Annotated in this window: 16 protein-coding genes; 12 read left to right on the top strand and 4 right to left on the bottom strand. The window is 53.2% G+C overall.

Annotated features, from left to right (window positions below; translation table 11 throughout):
* Positions 1-131 precede the first annotated feature (131 nt).
* On the top strand, positions 132-2,036 hold the full coding sequence (locus tag ABH899_RS25140; protein WP_370001403.1) for an ATP-binding protein: 1,905 nt from the start codon (positions 132-134) through the stop codon (positions 2,034-2,036).
* Positions 2,037-2,051: 15 nt separating this feature from the next.
* Here the strand turns inward: ABH899_RS25140 and ABH899_RS25135 are convergent, their stop codons facing one another.
* Both ABH899_RS25135 and ABH899_RS25130 read right to left on the bottom strand, forming a co-directional pair.
* The gene (locus ABH899_RS25135; protein ID WP_370001401.1) at positions 2,052-2,300 is read right to left on the bottom strand and encodes an NHLP leader peptide family RiPP precursor; all 249 of its coding nucleotides are present in this window, start codon (positions 2,298-2,300) and stop codon (positions 2,052-2,054) included.
* A 62-nt stretch (positions 2,301-2,362) separates the two neighbouring features.
* Complete coding sequence (locus ABH899_RS25130) at positions 2,363-3,304, bottom strand: hypothetical protein (RefSeq protein ID WP_370001399.1); 942 nt, start codon at positions 3,302-3,304, stop codon at positions 2,363-2,365.
* A gap of 159 nt (positions 3,305-3,463) precedes the next feature.
* Here ABH899_RS25130 and ABH899_RS25125 point away from each other — a divergent pair, with 159 nt between their 5' ends.
* From ABH899_RS25125 to ABH899_RS25090, 8 genes are all read left to right on the top strand, one after another.
* Complete coding sequence (locus ABH899_RS25125; RefSeq protein WP_370001397.1) at positions 3,464-5,467, top strand: methyl-accepting chemotaxis protein; 2,004 nt, start codon at positions 3,464-3,466, stop codon at positions 5,465-5,467.
* A gap of 145 nt (positions 5,468-5,612) precedes the next feature.
* A complete protein-coding gene (locus tag ABH899_RS25120) occupies positions 5,613-7,325 on the top strand; it encodes a sigma-54 interaction domain-containing protein (protein WP_370001395.1) in 1,713 nt (570 codons plus the stop codon).
* Between the two features lie 207 nt (positions 7,326-7,532).
* On the top strand, positions 7,533-8,447 hold the full coding sequence (locus ABH899_RS25115) for a proline dehydrogenase family protein (RefSeq protein ID WP_009671301.1): 915 nt from the start codon (positions 7,533-7,535) through the stop codon (positions 8,445-8,447).
* Positions 8,448-8,480: 33 nt separating this feature from the next.
* Complete coding sequence (gene pruA / locus ABH899_RS25110; RefSeq protein ID WP_370001393.1) at positions 8,481-10,052, top strand: L-glutamate gamma-semialdehyde dehydrogenase; 1,572 nt, start codon at positions 8,481-8,483, stop codon at positions 10,050-10,052.
* Between the two features lie 216 nt (positions 10,053-10,268).
* On the top strand, positions 10,269-12,641 hold the full coding sequence (locus ABH899_RS25105; protein ID WP_370001391.1) for a class I SAM-dependent methyltransferase: 2,373 nt from the start codon (positions 10,269-10,271) through the stop codon (positions 12,639-12,641).
* A 74-nt stretch (positions 12,642-12,715) separates the two neighbouring features.
* Positions 12,716-13,486 carry an NUDIX domain-containing protein gene (locus ABH899_RS25100; protein ID WP_370001389.1) on the top strand — a complete coding sequence of 257 codons (771 nt, stop codon included), beginning with the start codon at positions 12,716-12,718 and terminating at the stop codon, positions 13,484-13,486.
* Between the two features lie 66 nt (positions 13,487-13,552).
* Positions 13,553-14,239, top strand: coding sequence for a nicotinamide riboside transporter PnuC (pnuC, locus tag ABH899_RS25095; protein WP_370001387.1), 687 nt, complete (start codon positions 13,553-13,555; stop codon positions 14,237-14,239).
* Positions 14,240-14,241: 2 nt separating this feature from the next.
* Positions 14,242-15,264 carry an AAA family ATPase gene (locus ABH899_RS25090; protein WP_370001385.1) on the top strand — a complete coding sequence of 341 codons (1,023 nt, stop codon included), beginning with the start codon at positions 14,242-14,244 and terminating at the stop codon, positions 15,262-15,264.
* Positions 15,265-15,348: 84 nt separating this feature from the next.
* Here the strand turns inward: ABH899_RS25090 and ABH899_RS25085 are convergent, their stop codons facing one another.
* Positions 15,349-15,741 (bottom strand): VOC family protein, encoded by a 393-nt coding sequence (locus ABH899_RS25085; protein ID WP_009671324.1) that lies wholly within the window; start codon positions 15,739-15,741, stop codon positions 15,349-15,351.
* A 235-nt stretch (positions 15,742-15,976) separates the two neighbouring features.
* On the opposite strand from ABH899_RS25085, the gene efeO reads away from it, so the two are divergent.
* The 3 genes from efeO to ABH899_RS25070 are packed head-to-tail and all read left to right on the top strand — an operon-like array spanning position 15,977 to position 19,990.
* Positions 15,977-16,864 carry an iron uptake system protein EfeO gene (gene efeO / locus ABH899_RS25080; protein WP_370001383.1) on the top strand — a complete coding sequence of 296 codons (888 nt, stop codon included), beginning with the start codon at positions 15,977-15,979 and terminating at the stop codon, positions 16,862-16,864.
* On the top strand, positions 16,861-18,159 hold the full coding sequence (efeB, locus tag ABH899_RS25075; RefSeq protein WP_370001381.1) for an iron uptake transporter deferrochelatase/peroxidase subunit: 1,299 nt from the start codon (positions 16,861-16,863) through the stop codon (positions 18,157-18,159). Before efeO ends, efeB begins: the two co-directional genes overlap by 4 nt.
* A complete protein-coding gene (locus ABH899_RS25070; protein WP_370001379.1) occupies positions 18,140-19,990 on the top strand; it encodes an FTR1 family iron permease in 1,851 nt (616 codons plus the stop codon). Before efeB ends, ABH899_RS25070 begins: the two co-directional genes overlap by 20 nt.
* Positions 19,991-20,157: 167 nt before the next feature.
* Here ABH899_RS25070 and ABH899_RS25065 read toward each other — a convergent pair whose 3' ends face one another.
* On the bottom strand, positions 20,158-21,153 hold the full coding sequence (locus ABH899_RS25065) for an ABC transporter substrate-binding protein (protein ID WP_370001377.1): 996 nt from the start codon (positions 21,151-21,153) through the stop codon (positions 20,158-20,160).
* Between the last annotated feature and the right edge of the window lie 170 nt (positions 21,154-21,323).

Here is a 21,323-nt window from a genome sequence, read left to right as displayed (position 1 = left end):
AATAAAATCGTGCTTTGTCATTTATTTTTCCAAATAGGCAGGAAATTTAAGTATATTTGGCGAATTTTGTCATCTTAGGTACTCCGGTATAAGACTATCCTTTTCTATTTTTCTTCAGAGGTGCATACATAATGACCAAATCAAGAGCAACGGCGTTCCTGGCATTCGTGTTTACCGGGATCGTACTGCTTACTCTGTTGTTCGTGCCGGCCACGGCGCGGGGGCAATCTCCCTTGGATACGATTAAGATTACCGAATGGGCATACAAATGGGACAGTCAGGGGACTGGCTCTGACGGGACACGGACTCCGGCCGGCACAGACGGATGGACGCCCGCCAACGAGAAGGGGGACATGCCGGTCAAGCCGGAGGGCGTTACCGCACTCTGGGTGAAAATCGAACTGCCTCGGCTGGAATGGGACGAGCCGGGCATGCTGATCGACAAATTGTACGGTCACCGCATCGAAGTATTTACGGATGAACGCAGAATCTACAAAGCGGGACACACGTACGTGTACGACAAGAACCGGCTGCTGATTCCGCTCAGTGCCAAAGAATCCGGCAAAACGGTTTATATTCATATCGATACGGACAGCGACAGGATCGGACTCCAGAAAAACGTGAAAATCGGAGATTATCAGGCGCTGCTTCCCGGCTATGTCAAATCGAATCTGACCGATGTTTTGCTGGGCTGCGCCTTCGTGTTCATTGCCCTCCTCATGTTGATCTGCACGGTATTTCTGAACCGGGGGCAGCTTGCCAAATGGCTCTCGCTCAGTCTGGTCATTCTGGCCATCGGGATGCTCATGATCGGGTCTTCCCAATTTACGTATACGTTTTTTGAAGATCAGGGCAAGTGGGTCGAAAGTTTATTTGACCTGGCGCTGCTTGTGTTTTTGCCGACGTTGACTCTGTATTTCGAACAAATATTGGGTCACGGGACCTGGTCGATGCTGACGAGGTACCGCTGGTTCCAGATCGGATTTTCGGTTCTCTGCGTTTTGTTCCAGCTGGTGAATCACCTGGCCTCCTACCGGTACGACAAAGCCTATTATTTTGTCACCGTTATGCTGCTGGGGCTTACGATGCTGATCCAATTCGTGCTGCTCATCGGAATGGCCATCACGCATGCGGTCAAGGGCAGCAAGGACGGGATAACCCTAACGACGGGAATCGGTCTTTTCGCGGCATCCGGAGTCGTCGATCTGCTCGTATTCTATGTCAAAAACGAACAGTACGAATTTATTTACTGGAAGTTTGGAATCGTGTGCTTCGTGACCTCGCTGATCATAATTCTCGGCAGGGGATTTGCCCGCGATCACGAGAAAATCGTGAGGTATTCCAAGGAACTGGTGATGTACAACAATGAGCTGCAGCGAGCGGAAAAAATGGAGATCATAAGCGACCTCGCCGCCTCCGTGGCTCATGAGGTGCGTAACCCTCTGCAGGTGACGAGAGGTTTCCTTCAATTGGCCGCAGAGAAGCTGGGCCAGAAGGAAAAAGGGTACATGAACATGGCGATCGAGGAACTCGACCGGGCTTCCAACATCATTACGGACTTCCTTACGTTCGCGAAGCCGCAATTGGAACATATCACGTCACTGAACATCTGCCAGGAATTAAAGCAAATCGAAGGCATTCTGGTTCCGCTGGCTAATCTTCAAGGCGGTGTAATTACGCTGGAGGTGCCGGAGGATCTGTACATCGAGGGCAATTCTTCGAAATTCAAACAGGCGTTTATTAACATCATTAAGAATAGTATCGAGGCATTGGACGGGCAGGGGCAGATCCGGATCTGGGCGTACAAAGAGAAGAATGAAGTGTGGATTCATATCCGGGATAACGGGGAGGGAATGGAAACAAAAGAGCTCTCCAAACTTGGAGAGCCGTACTTTTCAACGAAAACCAAGGGGACTGGCCTGGGTCTTATGGTCACCTTCCGGATCATCGAGGTCATGCATGGCCGTCTGGAATTTAAGAGCGAGAAAGGTGTCGGCACTGAAGCGATCGTCCGGTTTCCTTCGATACCCGGCTAGCCGTTTTGTAGGGGATTACCAGACGCTGTTCGCGTCGGATTTGGCGCTGAATACTTCAGCCGGATTCGGAGGAATCACGAGAAAGTACTGGCCCGGAGCTTCATCCAGAACTTTTACATCCGCCGATTCCGGCAGCTCGATGTCAAAGGCTTGTTTTAAGGCTCCTCTAGGGTCGTTCATCAACGCTTTCTTGAATTCCGGGTCCGCCCAAGCTTTCTCAATGATCTGATTTTTCAAAATCTCTTCTGCTGACACAAGGCTCATCCTTTCAAAGTAAAGGGATCATATTCCGCCCTGAGTATAGCATGGGTCTAGGTCTAATGTCATTAAGATTTGTTTCTTTTTGACAGCAAGTAGGCAAATCCTCCTAGTTCCAAAAGTCCCCTTTCTTTGTCAATTCGTGAAGCTTCCGCCAAGAGGTCATCCAATAAGGATTGATGAAAGGCGTCCATATGCGGGGCATGGAACAAGACGGTCCGGGCACCGGCGGAGGCCGATGCGGCCTCGGCATAATCGCGCAGGCAGCCGTGAATGAACACGGCTTGTTTGACGTTGTCTTCCGTAAGCGGCTCCTCCGGCTTCAAGCCTCTTCGCGCCCGGATCAGAGAGAGGAGGCAGTTGTAGCTGCCCGTCTCCAGGTCTTCCCGCCAGTCGGCCCAGTCATCGGCCATTTGCAGGGCCAGCAGCGTATGATCCGTCTGCCGCGAGAACGGCCCGATCAGCTCCTCCTGATCGCTTAACAGCAGGACGCCCGTACTTGCCAGCTTAACGGGAGCGGCTTTATACGCGATGCGGACCGGGTCTTTGCGGAAATAATCCGCTTCGTTCTCCTTGGCGACGCATTCCGCCCACTGCCGCAGGTAGGCGTCCGCGTATGCCCAGAACGGGGAATCCGCAGGAAAACACTCCCGGTAGAGGCGGGAATATTCCGCTTGAAACAGATTCGAGAGGGGCAGCATCAGCCGGCGCTCGTCCGCTCCCGTATCCGTGTCCATGAAATCGTCCTGGACGAAAAAATGAAGCATGACGAACACATTGGCTAATGAAAGCGTTCTGTACATATCGGAAGGGAGCTTGGTCTGTTCCCTCAGCCAGAACGGCAGCAGATAGCAGATGTAGTTTTTCGTGCTGTCTTTTTTCAGGGGATGAAACTTGTCCAGATAGTCCAGACCGGCCGTGTGCAGCGGGGCGGGAAATGCGGCAACCCTGCGCACCGCCTCTTCGAAAACAAGCTCCAGTTCTTCTGTATAGTCCGTAAACCACTTCATGGGGCACCTGCCTCTTTTTTGTTCTTTTTCAAGTATAGGTCACAGGTACTAGACCGGCAAGATAAGCAGGCTTCTCTTTTGTGCAAAAAATGAACTCAACTCTTTCCCGGTTTCCTCCGATAAATAATAAGCTGACATATATAACAGGAGGAAAAGCAGATGAATCAGGTGTGGAAGAAAATGAAGCTGAAAAATTCCCTGAAAACCAAGCTGATCGCCGCTTTTCTGCTGCTTTCGCTTGTGCCGCTGGTCGTGACATCCGTCGTTCTTCTGAATATGGCGAAAACCAACACGGAGAATGAGATTGCCCACAACATGACAAACCTGGCGAAGTCCAATGCCGATAGCGTAGATTACTGGGTGCGACAGAGAATATCAATGGTCGAAGAGATGATAAAGAAGCATCCCGAGATGGCTAAAGGGGAAAAGACCCAAATTTTGAGCATGCTCAAGACGGTTGGAGAAATCGACAAAGAATTCGAGTACTTTGCCTACGTGGAGAAGGACGGTACTAGTACAAACACCGAGGGCCTCGTGTCGAAAGTCGGGGAACGCGAGTTTTTCAAGAAAATGGTCGAAACGAAAAAAACGGTCGTCAGCGACATGATTATCAATTCCAAAACGGGAAAACCGGTCATTGTCATCGCCGTGCCGATCATAGAAGGAAGCGAGTTCCTCGGGGCCATCGATGCGGTCATTAACCCCGAGATTCTTCAAAAGCTCATAGAAGGAGTCAAAGTGGGCGAGAGCGGTTTCGGTTACCTGATCTCCGGTGAGGGCACCTATATGACTCATCCGGATAAAGCGCGGATCGGGAAGAAGCTTGATGAGGTGATGCAGTCGAGCGAGCTGAAAAAATTCAAAGAACAGGTACTGGTGCAAAATGATGGCGAAGTCGATTACAAGTCGGCGGAAAATATAGACCGGACAGCTTCCTATCATACCGTGTCGGCTACCGGTTGGAAGATGATTGTCCTGACCAATGACGCGGAGGTTCTGGAGGCACTCCAGAAATTCGCCCGGACGACTACCATCATCATTCTGATCGTGTGTATCTTGGTTCTGCTCGTTTCCTGGCAGATCGGCAGGGTGGCCGTTGCGCCTATGCTGCATCTTTCGGAAGTGCTGAAGAAAGTTGCGGGAGGAGACCTGACTCCCCGTTTGAAGGTAACTTCAAAAGACGAGATCGGGGATATCGCCCAAAATACGAACAAGATGCTCGAATCGATGAGCGCGATCATCGGGGACGTGAGCCTCATGGCGGAGCAGGTTGCCGCTTCCTCGGAAGAGCTGACGGCTTCGTCGGCCGAATCGGTCGAAGCGTCCAAGCACGTGGGCCAGTCGATCGAGGAAATCGTTCGCGGTTCGGAAACGCAGGTGCAGAGCGCCGAGCAGAGCTCGAAGGCGATGGAAGAGATGGCCGGAGGCATCCAGCGGATCGCGGAGTCTTCATCGACGGTTGCCGATACGACCAACCGGACGGCCGCCGAGGCGAAGCAGGGGAACAACGCCATCCAGATGGCGGTCCGGCAGATGGATTCTATCCGCGATTCCGTAACCGTCACCTCCGGGGAGCTTAAAACGCTCGGCGAGCATTCGCGGCAAATCGGCGACATTGTCGACGCCATCACGCAAATTGCGAGCCAGACCCAGATGCTCTCGCTCAACGCCTCCATTGAGGCGGCCAGAGCGGGTGAGCATGGGCGCGGTTTTGCCGTCGTAGCGGGCGAGGTGAAGAAGCTCGCGGAGCAGTCCGCGAAATCGGCCGCGCATATTACGGAGCTGATCGCGCACATCCGCACGTCCACGGATAATGCCATCACGACGATGGACCGTGGCGTTGCGGAAGTCGGCAAGGGTGCGGAAATCATCCATATTGCCGGGATTGTTTTCCAAGATATCTACACAGCCGTTCAGAACGTATCGGATCAGATCCGCGAGGTTTCCGCGGCAACGGAACAAATGTCTGCCGGCTCCGAGGAAGTGAGCGCTTCGATGATGGAAATGCTGCAAATCTCCCAGGGCTCGTCGGACAGTGCCCAGATGATTTCCGCGGCATCCGAGCAGCAGCTTGCTTCTATGGAGGAAGTTTCCTCCGCGAGCGAATCTTTGAGCCGGATGGCCCAAAATTTGCAGGAGAGCCTCTCCAAATTTAAAATCTGACCTCATATAGAATGAGACCTGTTTCCTCCTCCGGAGGAGCGGGTCTTTTCTTTTTGGAGAGAGCCAAATTAACCGGACCCGATGGATTTGGTTACATAACTGTGTTAATTTTAAATAGAGATTATTGACGAGAGGATACACATTCATGTTCGGTCTTGAACACCTTCAGTTGGACACCTCTTTCCTTGCTTTGGAGGGGGAATGCCCGGTATCGCAAGCCAAGGCTCTGCTGGAACAGGTCCGTTTTGTGATCGTGGATACGGCCCCCGGCGCAGCTTATATCATTTCCTATCAGGAAGCGAAATTTCTGGATGCTTTTCATCCGGATATGACTATAGATGAGTGGGTCCGCCGTACAGGCTGGCCCCGCTCGGCCGCTTGTCCGAAGTCCAGGCTGGGCGAGCTTCAAACCGACTGGCAGAAGCCCGTTCTGGTTCTCGGCGAGGATTCGGGGAAGCTGGGCATCGTTACGGCCGAAGCCATGATGAACTGTCTGCAGCAGGAGAAAAGGCAGTTGGTCTCTTATCTGGACACCCTCGTGGAAACCGTCAACGACGCGGTGACGGCCGTAGACCGGGAGGGCCGCGTTATTTACTGGAACCGGACGGCGGAGCAAGTATACGGGATCGGCAAGCAGGACATTATCGGACGGACGATCGGCGAGCATTTTGAGAAAGAATCGATCATGCTTCATCAAATATTGGACGAAGGCCGGACCATCCGCCAAGTCTATCACCAGCCCGCCCCGGACACCCACGTCCTGATCAGCGCTTCTCCAATTGTGGAGAACAATCAGATTATCGGCGGGATTGCCACGGAACAGGATATTACGCGGATCGTGCGTCTAAACGAAGAACTGTATTCGGCCATTCCGCTGCGGATCGAGCAGGACAAGCCTTTCTCGTCCATTATCGGAATGGGCCACGATATTAAACGCTCCCTGGAAGTCGCCCGCAAATTCGCCCGTTTCAGCACCCCCGTGCTGCTTGTCGGGGAACCGGGCTCGGGCAAGGAGATGCTTGCCCAGGCCATTCATTACAGCAGCGAGCGCAAAGACGCCGCTTTCGTTTCTCTGCACTGCGGAGCCATTCCGGGCGGTCTGCTCGAAACGGAGCTTTTCGGCTACCAGGGAGGCGCTTTTACAAGCGGCGAAGACCAGGGCAAGGAAGGGAAGCTGGAGTTTGCCGACGGCGGCACTCTATTTCTGGAGGAAGTGGGCGAGATGCCCCTGGATATCCAGCTCAAGCTTTCCCAGTATTTAAGGGACAAGTCGTTCCATCGTGCAGGCGGGGAAGAAAGTATCCGTACGGATGCGAGAATTATCGCCACGACGCATACTTCGCTGCAGCCGCTTATGGAGCAGGGGCTTTTTCTGGAGGATTTGTTTTATCAGCTCAACGTGATGAGCATCGAAATCCCGCCCCTGCGTGAGCGGAGAGAAGATATCCCCGAGCTGGTGCAAGCTTTTATCCGGGAATTTACGGAGCATTATCACAAGCCCGTTCCCAAGGTTGATCCGGACGTGTTGAACGTACTTATGAATCATGACTGGCCCGGCAATATCCGGGAGCTGCGGAATGTCATGGAGCGCGCCGTCATTCTTTGTGAAGGAGATATGATTACGGGTGTCCACCTGCCTCCGGGCCTTTCCTCCAAAATGCAGCATGCCGATTTTTTCGCGGACAGAGAGGAAGCGGGAGCGGCGAAGCCTCATTCGGCTTTTCAACAAGAAGACCATCTGATCGAAGAAGCTTTGCGGAGGGCGTACGGCAACAAAAGCGCGGCCGCCAAGCTGCTCGGCATTTCTCGCGGGACCCTCTATAAGAAAATGAGGGAGTACGATATCCACACGGAGTAGCGGCAGATCTCTGCGTAACAAAGACAGCAAGTACAATTTATGCGCACCTTTGGACAAGAAATTGTTCGGAGGTGTTTTTTATTGGCTGAAAATAGAAGAAAGTGTATACAATTGATGAACATTATTGTATTATTGGACATATATTAAACATATGTGTTCATTGTTCTGAACACAATATTCAATAATTTGGAATATGGAGGCATCTTTATGGAAGCCATCATGAGAAATATGTTCCAAGCGCTGGGCAAAAGCCATTCGGCGAACAAAATGGCCAAAAAGTTCGGCCTCCGCTTTGGAGCCGCCCGGTTTGTGGCGGGGGAATCCATTCAGCAGGCAATTGAAGCTGTCCGCGGGCTGAACAGCGACGGCCGTCTCGCTACGCTGGATCATTTGGGCGAATTTGTGTTCAGCGAGGAAGAGGCCAACGAATCGGCCGAGATGTGTATCAAGACTTTGGAAGCGATTGCAGCGTCCGGTGTCAACTCGAACCTTTCGCTTAAAATGACTTCACTGGGTCTGGATATCAGCAAGGATTTGTGCCTGCAGAACATGCGCCGGATTCTGGACTGCGCCAAGAAGCACGGGAACTTCGTCCGCATCGATATGGAGGATTACGAGCACTGCCAGATCACGCTCGATATTCTGCACGAGCTGCGCGACGAATACGATAATGTCGGCACCGTTATTCAGGCATACCTGTACCGCTCAGAGCAGGATATCCGCGATTTGAACAGCATCCACGCGAATCTGCGTCTAGTCAAAGGCGCCTACAAGGAATCGCCGAAGGTTGCTTTTCCCGAGAAGAAAGACGTGGATGACAATTATAAAAAAATCATTAAACAGCACTTATTAAACGGCAATTATGCCGCAATCGCCAGTCACGACGAAGCCGTCATTAACGAGATGAAAGCTTTTATCCGCGATATGAAGATTTCGGGGGATCAATTCGAGTTCCAGATGCTTTACGGAATCCGCGAGGATCTTCAAAAGCAGCTGGTCGCGGAAGGATACCGGGTGCGCGCTTACGTACCTTACGGAATCGACTGGTTCGGGTATTTTATGAGGCGGCTTGCCGAGCGCCCGGCCAACGTCTGGTTTGTTTTGAAGAACTTTTTTAAATAAACATACATTTTCATTTAGGGAGAGGTGGCCATTATGACTACGAACCAAACGACAATTGCCCCGTTCAAAAACGAGCCGTTTACGGATTTCACGCAAGAGGATAACAAGAAGGCGATGCAGGAGGCTCTGGCCAAAGTTAAGCAGGAGCTCGGCAAGGAATATCCCCTTCATATCGGGATGGATAAAGTAACGACCGAGGACAAAATTGTCTCGATCAATCCCGGGAACATCGACCAAGTAATCGGCCGCGTCAGCAAAGCCACTCAGGAGCTCGCCGAGCGCGCCATGCAGACGGCTTTGTCTACCTTCGAGACATGGAAAAAGGTGCCTGTGCGCGAACGCGCCGAGTATTTGCTGAAAGCGGCGGAGCTGATGAGACAGCGCAAGCATGAATTTTCGGCCTGGATGATCCTGGAGTCCGGGAAGAACTGGGCGGAAGCCGATGCGGATACGGCGGAAGCGATCGACTTCATGGAATTTTACGCGAGGGAAGCGATTCGTCTAAGCGAGACGAATACGCATCAGCCGCTTACGAAGCTAGACGGCGAAGATAACCGCCTGACTTACATCCCGCTGGGAGTAGGCGTGGTGATTCCGCCGTGGAACTTCCCGCTGGCGATTTGCGCCGGTATGGCTACTGCGGCAGTCGTTTCGGGCAACACGGTGCTTGTGAAGCCGGCGTCCACTACACCCGTCATCGCTCACAAGTTCGTGGCTCTTATGGAAGAAGTCGGTTTGCCGGCCGGCGTAATCAATTACATTCCGGGCAGCGGCGCCGAAGTCGGCGATTACTTGACGACGCATCCGAAAACCCGTTTCGTCAGCTTCACCGGTTCCAAAGAAGTCGGCCTCCGCATTAACCGTCTGGCTGCCGAAACGGCGGAAGGCCAGATCTGGATTAAGCGCGTTATCGCCGAAATGGGCGGCAAAGACGGTATCGTCGTCGATGAAACCGCAGATCTTGATGCGGCAGCGGCAGCCATTACCGCTTCGGCATTCGGCTTCCAGGGTCAGAAATGCTCGGCCGGTTCCCGCGCCGTTGTTGTGGAATCCGTGTACGACGAGATTGTGGAGAAGGTTGCGGAGCTGACCAAAAAGCTGGAGATCGGCCTCCAGGATGAAAACTATTCCGCGGGTCCCGTGATCGACGAGAACTCATACAATAAAATCCTTGAATATATTGAAATCGGCAAAAAAGAAGGTCGTCTCGTTACGGGCGGCGGCAAGGCCGAAGGAAACGGCTACTACATTCAGCCGACAGTATTTGCCGATGTGGACGGCAAGGCACGCGTCATGCAGGAGGAAATTTTCGGTCCCGTCCTGGCCATCGCGAAAGCGCAAGACTGGAAAGAAGCGATCGCCATGTACAACGATACCGAATTCGGCTTGACCGGCGCTTTCTTCTCCAAAGACGAAAGCCGCATCGAAACGGCTCTTGAAGACATGCACTGCGGCAATCTTTACATTAACCGCAAATGTACGGGCGCTTTAGTCGGCGTCCATCCTTTCGGAGGCTTTAACATGTCCGGTACGGATTCCAAAGCGGGCGGCTACGATTATCTGCTTCTGTTCACGCAGGCTAAGCTGACTTCCAGAAAACTGTAAGGCTGTCACGAAAAGCTTACGCGCACCGGAAAGCACCGCGAAGACCCCAGGACTCTTTAGGAAAGGCTGCTTTAATTATAGAAGACGGGAAGGGACGGAAGTTCCTTTCCGTCTTTTTGTTATTCGTCGGGGGAATTAAATCTTTCCCCTTTGGGTTAAACATCATATGATTGCTATAACGACTATCTTGTTTTCACAGGAGGCGAGGATCTAATCATGCTTACTTCACTAGAAGCGATCGAAGCATACCGTCGAGGCGCAGAACCTCCGGTTCCTGCTTATACCTGGCTCCGTTTTCTCGTTTCGGCGGAAGAGCGGATCGTCAATCTGGAAAGAATCCGTTCCATCCATGAGTTGGCGGATGCGAACCCCGTGCTGGATTATGTGGAAAGAACGCTGCGCATTCTGGACGGGTTGGAGCTTTCTTTCTGGGTAAAAGAAATTTTGGAAACCGTGCTCGTTTGGTCCGAAACGGCCAAAGGCGGAACGGTCCGCCAGCGGATGCAGTGGCAGGCCGACGGGATCAATTTGTTTGTTCATAATATAGGGTCCGCGCAGCTTTTTGACCGATTTAACGAAATGGGCGATACGGGGACGGACAAGCTTCTCGTGATCCGTAGCTTGATCGCAACGCACGGCTTGATCGGCCAGTACATACGGGGCGAAGTCCCCTTTGAAGGAAATGAACCTTTGACGGAGATCGTCAAGCGGGGGCTTCTGACTCCCGAAGAGCTTCAAAGCCTGCTGCTTCCTTTGAATCACAGCATCATTGGCGCTGTTTCGCCCGAACTGTGGAACACGGTGCGAAGCGAAGTGGAGGAACTGGCGTCGCTTATCTCCAGCGGAGAGCAACCCGGAGCATGGTCGGTCCGTGAGCGGCTGCGTAAACTGAGGAGCGGCTCCATCCGCCAGGGGGAGAACTTCGAAGCCGAATACGAGAAAGTAGCGGAAAGGCTGGAGGCGATTGAACGCGCCCGAGTGGACGAAGCGGGAGAAAGGATGCCGCCGAACGGGCAAGTATTTGTCGGCGAAGCGTTTGACGGGGGGACGGGGCAGGTCAAGCAGACCGGGCAAGCCGGATCAGCCGAGCAAGCGGGGGCAAACGACTATGACGGGCCAATGAGACAGGCCGGACAAGATGAGGAAGCCGGACAAACCGCACGGACCAAGCAAGCCGGTCCTATTGGTCAAGTCCGATACTCCGGACTTGCCCTCGAAAGAGCGCTGCAACCCCTAGCGGGAAAAACGCTGTGGTATGTGGAATCCGCGCTTCAGGAATTCAGCCTGGAAGAAGTCGTAAAGGTATTTATGCTCGCATTGCAAACGGGAGCAAACACCGTCTCGGCTACGACTATGACGGATGAACCCGTCCATCATATCAGCTTCGAGCGGCTGATGAATGCCATGTATTATGATTACAAGGGCGTGAAGAAAATCAATGTGTATAAAAAACGTATCATTGAAAAATTTCTTCGTGAGCTTGCCTTTGAACATATAGGGTCGAGCAGGGCGCCCGTGAACCCGCACCTGGCCTATAAGGTAGAACGCAGCCCGTCGGCTGCGGACACGGTGTTCTTCACCTTCGAATTTTCCGCTGCCGCCGAAAAACTCATTGAGTTTTGTATGGAAGCGGAGAAATCGCCTCTTTATGAGAAGGCGGTATTGCTCCTGTTCGACCTTTTCGAACTGAGACGTGACGCCTACGACCGGTTTCATAACGAGGAAGAGTATTTGGAGACGATGAACCGGACCGCCGACTACAAGAGCGTGATGCTGGAGTTCATTACGGGGGAAAAGGTGCTTGATATCGGGCCGGGCGGCGGAGTTATGCTGGATCTGATCGAGCAGAGGCTGCCGGATAAGAAGCCGGTCGGAATTGACATCTCCACCAATGTCATTGAAGCGTTAAACCGCAAGAAACAGCTTGAAGGACACCATTGGGAGGTTCTGAAAGGTGACGCGCTCAACTTGAAAGATTACGTGCATCCTGGCACTGTCGGCACCGTCATTTTCTCATCCATCCTGCATGAACTGTACTCTTACATCGAATGGAACGGTTCAAGGTTCAACCGGGATACGGTGGCAGCCGCTCTGCGCAGTGCTTTCGATGTACTGGGCGTAGGAGGGAGAATCATTATCCGTGACGGCATTATGACGGAACCCGCAGAGATGAAACGGCGCATTCGTTTTCTGGCCCAAGAGGACAAAGAGTGGTTGATGCGGTATACGGGTGATTTTGCCGGAAGGCAGATACAGGTGGAGTATGCGGAAAACGGCGATGTGGTGATGCCGGTGAACGATGCCATGGAGTTTCTCTACACGTATACGTGGGGAGAAGAGGCGTACGTTCACGAAGTGCAGGAGCAGTTCGGTTACTTTACGCCTTCTGACTATGCCGATTTCATCGGAAAGGTGCTGGGATCGGAAGCCGTTATTGTGGAATTCCGTCACTTCCTGCAAGAAGGTTATACAGACGCGCTTGCGGGCAAAGTCGTTTTCATGGACGAGAAGGGTGCACCCGTTCCTCTTCCGGACAGCACTTGTTTGATTGTTATAGAAAAAAGAGGAGAAACACACCTTGACAATTAGTTTCAATATGTCATAATGATAATATCAATTTGATCATATATACTTCTTTTCTCTAAGAAACGGCAGGTGCAATCATGAAACCGAATTTGGAGGACGAGAACTACTCGGCGGGCAAATACAGAACCCCGGACGGCGCTCCCGCGGATATCGTGATTTTTACGATCACTTCGACCGAGCGCATCAAGGCCAAAAAATCTTTGCCCCACCGGGAGCTGCAGGTTTTGCTCATCCAGCGCAAAGGCTGGCCGTTCGCCGGCCAATGGGCACTTCCCGGAGGCTTCTGCAAGGAGACGGAGACCGTTTACGATTGCGCAAAGCGCGAGCTGAGTGAAGAAACCGGAGTCCAGGAGGTACACATTGAATACTTCAATGTATACAGCACGCCTGGCCGAGATCCGCGAGGCTGGATTATCTCGCATGCTTTCTTCGCGCTGGTGCATGAACAGTATTTGGCGGGGCGTCAGGCAGCGGATGACGCAGCCGATGTTAAGCTTTTCTCCGTAGAAGAGGCGCTCCGGATGGAGTTGGCCTTCGATCACAAGCAGATTCTTCAAGACGCTTTGGATCAAGTCCGCAGGCAGATGCTGACGACGATTATCGCCAAGGAATTTCTTCCCGAAGAATTCACGATCAGCGAGCTCTATCAAGTTATCCGGACGCTTGTCCCGGAATTTGAGGAGAAAAATTTTATCCGCAAAATCACCTCCACTCAAAGCCGCAAAGGAATTATAGAGGAAGCGAGGGATTTCCGGGGCGAGCGCAAATTTTCCAACCGCTATTCACAGCGTGCGGCTCAGCTTTACCGGTTTACCGGAGATGTGCCTCAGCTGTCATTGTACAGCTAGGCTTTTCTTTTAGGTTTTGATATTGTCATTATAATATTATTAAATTAATTATTTGGAGGGAATGAAATGAAAAAAACGGGAACCATGCTTGTGCTGCTTGCCGCGATGCTGACGGTTGCCTGGCTGACTTCTTCGTCGGCTTTTGAAATCGCAGCTACAACGACAGGATTGCTTTGCGTCTGGCTGACAGCCAGAGAAAACATATGGTCGTGGCCGATTTCACTGGTTAATGTGGCCTGTTTCTTCTATATGTTCTGGGAGGTAAAGCTCTATGCGGATATGGCGCTTCAAGTTTTCTTTTTCCTGTTGAGCATCTATGGCTGGATCGTATGGCTCACAAAAAGGGGAGGAGCGGACGTGCGTCCGACGAGGAAAATAGCGCCGTGGCTGATCCTTCCTCTGGTTCTGTTCCTGATTGGCGCGACGGCGGGCTGGGGATATGTTCTGCACAAGTATACCGACGCCTCGATCCCTTATGCGGATGCATTTATCGCTACGCTTAGCATCATTGCCCAGCTGCTCTTATCGGCTAAGATTCTGGAAAATTGGACGGTCTGGATTGCGGTGGATGTGCTGTCGATCGGCATGTACGCCTACAAGGGGTTGGATGCGATTGCGTTCTTGTATCTGATCTACCTGATCATCGCGATAGCCGGACTGATTACGTGGAAAAGAAACTATACCGCCGCGGAAGGGTTTCGTCTTACCCCGGAGCCTGCGGGAAATTCTCACAGCACGGAAAGAGGTGCATGAAAATGAATACGCAATCGAAAACTACCGGACTCACTCTCGGGAAATTCGCTCCGCTTCATAAGGGGCACCAATTGATGATTGAGACGGCGATAGAGGAAAACGACGACGTGATCGTGCTCATCTATGACAGCCCGGATGTCACGGATGTTCCGCTCCCGATACGGGCCAAATGGATACGGACGCTGTATCCCGGCGTTGAAGTGATTGAAGCCTGGGACGGACCGGCAGAGAACGGGTATACGCCCGAGTTTCAAAGGATGCACGAGGAGCACATTCTCGCCATGCTCGGCGGCAGAACGATTACGCGTTTCTATTCCAGCGAAAAATACGGAGACCATGTAAGTGCCGCGCTGGGTGCGCATAACAGGCAGGTAGATCCCGGCCGTCTGACGGTACCTGTCTCCGGCACACGGGTTCGCCACGACCCGTACGGCCAGCGCCGCTATGTAGATCCTGTCGTCTATCGCGATTTGATCACGAAGGTTGTGTTTCTGGGGGCTCCGTCGACCGGAAAAACAACGCTCGCCGGTTACTTGGCGAAACTTCACGGAACGGACTGGATGCCCGAATACGGGAGGGAATATTGGGCGGAGCACCAGATCGGCCGCCGTTTGTCAAAAGAGCAGCTCCTGGAAATCGCGGAGGGTCACGTGCGGAGGGAAGAGAAGCTGACGGGGGAAGCCAATAAGTATGTATTCGTTGATACCGATGCCCGTACAACGCTGCGGTTCTCGATGTATTATCACGGCGGGGCGCTGCCGAAGCTTCAAGAATTGGCGGAAGCTGCCGCTGCACGATACGATTTGGTATTCGTATGCGACACCGATATTCCTTACGATGACACGTGGGACCGGTCGGGCGATGCCCAGCGGAATCTGTTCCAGAAACAGATTCTGGCGGATCTGAACATGCGCCGTATCCCTTATTTCGTGCTCAGCGGGACGCTGGAGGAACGAGCTGCCCGGGTTAATGCCGTATTGGCCAAACACCGGAAATACCGCAGCCTCGCCGAAGTGCTGGTATAATCCGCAGCCATGGAAGAGGGAGAGTCCTGCCGGGACTCTCTTTTTTTGTCCGTCAAGCAAAACAAAACAAAGACGGGCAACCCGCTAAACGTCGTCGGGAGCAACCACTTCGACCTTGATCCGGTCCGGGTCTTCAAAATAAACGGCATAATGCCGGGGGCCGCCCGCATGCGGATGCTGTTCCCGATACAAGACACGGACGCCTTTTGCCGTTAAAGCCTCCGTCAATCCGTCTACCTGCTCTCTGGATTTCGCGTGAAAGGCGAGATGGTTCAAACCGGTACGCCGCCTGTGGTAAGGAAGGTCCAAGAAACGTTCTTCGGTCTGAACAAAAACCAAATACGTGTCTCCGCACTTCCAACTGATTCCTTTCTCCCAGCGCTGGAACGTCTCGTAACCCAACTGGCTCAGCAGCCATTCCCAGAACGGGGCCGATTCATTCAAATCGGACACATTGATTTCGACGTGATGAAGCATAAAAACCTCCTGGAATCTCTTGTAAACAGTATAAACAAGAACGTTTGTTCCTGTCAATTATTTTTAAAAAGCTCAACTGAATAGAATGCAAAAAAACGACCATTTTACCAAAAAAAGATATTGATAACGATTCTCATTGTTGATATACTCGTTTTGGGAATTTGTGATGAACGGACATGAAAAACCATGCTTTATCATCCTGTTTTCAGCCAAAAGAACTTGAGGAGTTGTCTTTATGAAGATTCGTTATGTCGCGCTTTTTGCAGCCTGCACGGTGCTTTTTACGGGATGTGGTTCCAAAAACAATGAAAACGCGGGTGCTTCCGCAACTCCGGATGCCAAAGCGACACCGGCAGCGGCAGCGGCAACTCCGGCTCCGGCAGGCGATGAATCGTGGAAACCGATTCTCGACGCTTACCGCACGTACGCCACGGAACAATCCGATCTGTTCGTCAAAGAAACGGAAAAGTTCGTGAAGGCCGTTAAATCCGGAAATTTTGAAGAAGCCAAGAAACTGTACGCGCCGACCCGGATGTATTATGAAAGAATCGAGCCGATCGCCGAAGCTCTCGGTGACTTGGATCCGAATATCGATGCCCGCGAGAACGATGTCGAAGAGAAAGACTGGCGCGGATTTCACCGCATCGAACAGGCACTCTGGCAGAAAAACACGACGAAGGGCCAAGAAGAGTATGCGGACCGTCTTTTGAACGATGCGAAGCAGCTTCGTGCCCTGATCGAAACGGTCGAGGTGGATTCTGGTCTGCTTGTAACAGGTGCGGTTGAACTTTTGAACGAAGTATCCGCCTCCAAAGTGACGGGGGAAGAGGAGCGTTATTCGCATACCGATCTGTATGATTTCGTGGCGAATGTCGAGGGAGCGAAGAAGATTTACACCCTCCTGCAGCCTAAGCTCAAGAGCAAGGACGCGGCGCTCGAAGAAACGATCGGAGCGAAATTCAAAGACCTGGAACAGGCGCTTGCTGCCTACAAAGAAGGGGATGGGTATGTCTCTTACGAGAAATTGAAGCAGGATGACACGAAAAAATTGAGCCGCCTGCTGGATGCGCTGGCCGAGCCCCTTTCTCAAATGGGAACGATTTTGGGAGCGGCTGCGAAATGAGCGGGAACGATAACGATCAGAAAAAAGGATTTTTCGATAAACCGCTCAGCCGCAGAGATATCCTGAAGCTGGCCGGAGTTGGCGGCGCCGGGCTATTGCTTGGCGCTGGCGGCGTTGGAGGAATCGTTGCGGCGCAGGCGTCCAAAACGGAAAAGGCATTTTCCGCCTCCGGAGCTGAAACGGATCCCCAGGGCACGGTGCCTTTCTACGGCGGTCACCAGGCGGGGATCGTTACGCCCGTCCAGGATTTCATCTGCTTTGCGGCATTCGACGTAACGGCTTCTTCCCTCGCGGAAGTACGCAAGCTCTTCCAGGCATGGACGGCCGCAGCGGCTAACATGACTCAGGGCAAAATGGTCGGCCAGGACGACGGCAACGAGCTGCTTCCTCCCTCCGATACGGGTGAGGCGGCGGGACTCACACCGTGCCGGACGACGATAACCTTCGGGGCCGGGCCGTCGTTCTTCGACGGCCGATTCGGTCTCGCGGGCAAGAAGCCCGAGGCCCTCCAGGATCTGCCGGCGTTCGGCGGCGACGAGCTGCGGCCGGAATGGTGCGGCGGCGATCTGTGCGTGCAGGTGTGCGCCAACGATATGCAGATCGCGTTCCACGCGATCCGCAATCTGGCACGCATCGCACGGGGCAAGGCCGTCCTCCGCTGGACGCAGGAAGGCTTCCAGCGGACGGGATATTCGGACCCGGCCAAAGCGACACCGCGCAACCTGATGGGATTCAAGGACGGCACCGGCAATCCGGATGTGAAGGATGAGCAGGAGATGAAGAAGGTCGTGTGGGCGGACAGCGCGGACGGAAGCGGCTGGATGCACGGCGGAAGCTATATGGTCGTCCGCCGGGTCCGGATGCGGATCGAGGTCTGGGACCGGTCGACGCTGGCGGATCAGGAGGCCACCTTCGGCCGTCACAGGAACAGCGGCGCTCCGCTCGGCGCATCGGGCGAGTTCGATTCGCCCGATATGGAGAAGAAGGACGCCTCCGGCAAACCGGTCATTCCGGCTACGTCGCACTTCAAGCTGGCCCGAGGAGACGGTTCCGTCAAAATTCTGCGCAGATCTTACTCCTATTCAACCGGAATAGACCACAAAACAGGCCAGCTGGATGCAGGTCTCTTGTTCGTTTGCTACCAGCGCGATCCGCGCAAACAGTTTGTTCCCATTCAGAAAGCGCTGGGCAAGAGCGATAAGCTCAATGAATATATCGTGCATATCGGCAGTGCGGTTTTTGCCTGCTTTCCCGGCGTGAAGGAGGGCGGATATATTGGCGACACCCTTTTTTAAACGGAAAAAACGCAGCCTTTCTTTAGCCGCAAGCCGGAGCGTTTTCAAAATCGGTCTGGCAGCGCTTCTGCTGCTGATCAGCGTAACGGCGGCCGGGACCGGATACTCTCCCGTTTTAGCGGCCGGCGACAGTAAGGCGTCGGGCGCGGACGGAATGCTTCCCGTTGTCGGAGGAGCGCTCGTTGAAGCCGGGCAGGGAAGCTGGACGAAAGCCGCCGAGCATCTGGCTGAGGCCGATAAGCTTTGGCAGGCTGAGAACGCTAAGTCCTCCGCTGCGGCAGCGGACGTCAACTCGGCCTTGGCGCATGCGAAGAAAACGGTCGCTGAGGGGGATAAGGACCCCAAGGCCGCAACCGCGGCTCTGTCCGAACTGGCCAAGGCCGTGAACAAGTATGCGAAGGAAGGCCGGCAGGACGCGAAAACGGGCCAGTCCGGGCAGGACACGGCGGCCAGTCTGCTTCCCGTTATGACCAAGCTGGCTGCGAGCATCCAGTCGGGCGATTTAACTCAGGCGTATAACGACTATAAAAACTTAAACAACGGATGGCTCAAAGTCGAACAGGCTATCCGAAGCGATAATTTTACCGTATACAGCGGAATGGAGACGCAAATGAGCATGATCCGCGTGGCTCTGCAGGCCGAGCCCAAACAGCCGGAGCAGGCTGCGGGTGAAACCGCGACTCTCATTCAGCTCGTGAACGATTATACGGCAGGCAAGATCGTATCCAAAGCCCCGGAACCCGCAGACATGTCCGTTGCGGAGCTTATCGGGATTCTCGACCAGGCTTCTTCGGACATTGCGGCCGGACATCATACGGAAGCGGCGGGACAGATGCAGGCCTTTATCCAAAAATGGCCTTCGGCCGAAGGCCAGGTCAGAATCCGTTCCGCGGCCGTCTATACGCAGATCGAAAACCAGATGACGGAAGCTTCGCGTTATCTGATGTCGGTGCCGCCTGCGGGCGATAAGGCGAAGGAAGTCATCGCGGCCATGCGGGAACAGCTTCAGCCGATGACAGGCGAGAAGCGGTACACGGCCGTGGACGCCGGGCTTATTCTGCTGCGCGAGGGCCTCGAAGCGATTCTCGTCATCTCGGCGCTGCTCGCTTATTTGAAGCGAACCGGCAACGGGGCTAAGCGCAGGTGGATCTGGTCGGGCGTCGGAAGCGGGCTGCTTCTGAGCGCGGCAATGGCGTTCCTGCTTTCCTATATGATTTCCCAGGCTGCCTCGGGCAGTACACGGGAGTTCATTGAAGGCGGAACGGGGCTCCTTTCCGTCGTTCTTATGCTGACCGTGGGCAACTGGCTGCACGCCAAATCCAATGTGAGAGCGTGGAACAGCTACATTGACCGGCAGATGGGCAGCGCCCTGGCCGGCGGAAGCTTATGGTCGCTGTTCGCGGTTTCTCTTCTCGCCATTCTGCGCGAAGGGGCGGAAACGACGATCTTTTACGTGGGTATGGCGCCTTCGATTGCGCCGTCTCAGTTGTTTCTCGGTATCGGAGTGACGCTCTTGCTGCTGATCGGCATTGGTTTTGCCATTATCCGGCTGAGTGCCAAATTGCCGATCCGGCCCTTTTTTATGACGGCGTCGGCGCTTATCTACTACCTCGTTTTCCGCTTCCTCGGGGAAAGTATCCATTCCCTGCAAGTCGCGTCGGTTGTACCTGCTCATTCCGCATCCGGACTCCCGTCCGTGGGCTGGCTGGGAATTTATCCGACCTGGGAAACGCTGCTCCCTCAGTTGGCGCTGCTCGCTTACATAGCGGCGAAACTGCTTAGAAGCAGATCCGGTAAGGCGTCTTCAGAGCCTGCTCTGACCGAACGCTAACCTTTCGTAAAGAACCTTGCTCCGTTTTTAATGGGGAAGGTTCTTTTTTTCGTGTTTAGAGCTGCTGAAGGCACAAAGGATTTGGTCCAAAAGAAAACCGCCCAAAAAGAAGGCGGTCAATTCACATTAGTTCAAGTCCATGAAATAAAGTTCGGATTTTTCTTGGCCTACAGCTTATCCGCGTACTTCACCAAATCGTCCAGCATCAGGTTGGCGGCTTTGATTCCGCCTGAAGTATTCCAGATGATTTCATCGATTTGGAAAGCTTTGTCGGTTTTGGCCGCGTTAAGATTTTTGTAGAGCGGGTCCGACATCCATTCCTGCTGGGTTTTCGTGCCGCCTTTGGAATCATCGTAGTCGGAATTGAAGTAGAAGAGGATATCTCCGTCCATATCGACCATACGCTCCTTCGTAATGACCTCCATGAAGGCGTTCTTATCCTGAGCTGCCGGACGGGCGAAGCCCAAATCCTTAAGGATGACGCCGGAGAACGTATCGTTCTGATAAATACGGACGGCTCCCGGGAGGAAGCGGACGATAGATACTTTGGCCGATGTCTTGGAGCCGAATTTCGCTTTCACATCCGCCACATGCTTGTCGTAAGCGGCTAGGGCTTTCTCACCCTCGGTTTTTTTATTTAAGGCTTCGGCATAGAGATTGAAGTTTCCTTTCCACTGTCCGGTTAACGTTTCGGCAAAAACCGTCGGGGCGATTTTCTGCAGCTGGCCGTATATTTTCTCGTGCCGGACTTTGTTTCCGATAATGAGATCGGGCTTGAGAGTGACGATCAATTCCAGGTTCGGCTGGACTTCCTCTCCCAGATCCGTGACGCCCTGCATCGCATCTTTGATGTGCGGGTACCACGTTTTGCCGACACCGGATTTAACGGCTCCGACGGGTTTGACGCCAAGCTCCAGAAGAGCCTCGGTTCCTTCGTTGGTCAGAATCACGACGCGCTGCGGAGTGCCTTTGATTTCGGTCTCTCCCATCGCATGTTTCACTTTACGAGCGGTATCGGCTTCGGGTGGCGCCGGTGATGCCGTGTTCGGAGCCGTTGAAGCGGCGGGAGCCGTGCCTGGTTTGCCGCACCCGGATACAGCCAAGGCGAAAATCGTAAAAATTAAAAGAGCCAGTGTAGACAAGGACCGTTTAGGACGGTTCATTTCATAGTTCCCCCTTAAGGATTATGTAGGAATAGAGAATGGGTTATTTATTTAGAATTGATTATGATAATCATTCTCATTCGTTATTAAATAGCATTTTCCCCTTGCTGTCAATACTTTCCTCAGGAATTGCCGGTTATAGCCGTTTATAAATGAGGCGCGTTTTAACA

It is taken from the genome of Paenibacillus sp. RC84 (genome assembly GCF_041260495.1).
Lineage (GTDB): Bacteria > Bacillota > Bacilli > Paenibacillales > NBRC-103111 > Paenibacillus_F.
The sequence above is the reverse complement of the archived record's forward strand: the minus strand, read 5'-3'. Positions and strand labels throughout refer to the sequence as shown.

What these genes read in the sequence shown, in the direction of transcription:
- ABH899_RS25140 (WP_370001403.1), top strand. Translation starts at nt 132, where the DNA reads ATGACCAAATCAAGAGCAACGGCGTTCCTGGCATTCGTGTTTACCGGG.
- ABH899_RS25135 (WP_370001401.1), bottom strand. Translation starts at nt 2,300, where the DNA reads ATGAGCCTTGTGTCAGCAGAAGAGATTTTGAAAAATCAGATCATTGAG.
- ABH899_RS25130 (WP_370001399.1), bottom strand. Translation starts at nt 3,304, where the DNA reads ATGAAGTGGTTTACGGACTATACAGAAGAACTGGAGCTTGTTTTCGAA.
- ABH899_RS25125 (WP_370001397.1), top strand. Translation starts at nt 3,464, where the DNA reads ATGAATCAGGTGTGGAAGAAAATGAAGCTGAAAAATTCCCTGAAAACC.
- ABH899_RS25120 (WP_370001395.1), top strand. Translation starts at nt 5,613, where the DNA reads ATGTTCGGTCTTGAACACCTTCAGTTGGACACCTCTTTCCTTGCTTTG.
- ABH899_RS25115 (WP_009671301.1), top strand. Translation starts at nt 7,533, where the DNA reads ATGGAAGCCATCATGAGAAATATGTTCCAAGCGCTGGGCAAAAGCCAT.
- pruA (WP_370001393.1), top strand. Translation starts at nt 8,481, where the DNA reads ATGACTACGAACCAAACGACAATTGCCCCGTTCAAAAACGAGCCGTTT.
- ABH899_RS25105 (WP_370001391.1), top strand. Translation starts at nt 10,269, where the DNA reads ATGCTTACTTCACTAGAAGCGATCGAAGCATACCGTCGAGGCGCAGAA.
- ABH899_RS25100 (WP_370001389.1), top strand. Translation starts at nt 12,716, where the DNA reads ATGAAACCGAATTTGGAGGACGAGAACTACTCGGCGGGCAAATACAGA.
- pnuC (WP_370001387.1), top strand. Translation starts at nt 13,553, where the DNA reads ATGAAAAAAACGGGAACCATGCTTGTGCTGCTTGCCGCGATGCTGACG.
- ABH899_RS25090 (WP_370001385.1), top strand. Translation starts at nt 14,242, where the DNA reads ATGAATACGCAATCGAAAACTACCGGACTCACTCTCGGGAAATTCGCT.
- ABH899_RS25085 (WP_009671324.1), bottom strand. Translation starts at nt 15,741, where the DNA reads ATGCTTCATCACGTCGAAATCAATGTGTCCGATTTGAATGAATCGGCC.
- efeO (WP_370001383.1), top strand. Translation starts at nt 15,977, where the DNA reads ATGAAGATTCGTTATGTCGCGCTTTTTGCAGCCTGCACGGTGCTTTTT.
- efeB (WP_370001381.1), top strand. Translation starts at nt 16,861, where the DNA reads ATGAGCGGGAACGATAACGATCAGAAAAAAGGATTTTTCGATAAACCG.
- ABH899_RS25065 (WP_370001377.1), bottom strand. Translation starts at nt 21,153, where the DNA reads ATGAACCGTCCTAAACGGTCCTTGTCTACACTGGCTCTTTTAATTTTT.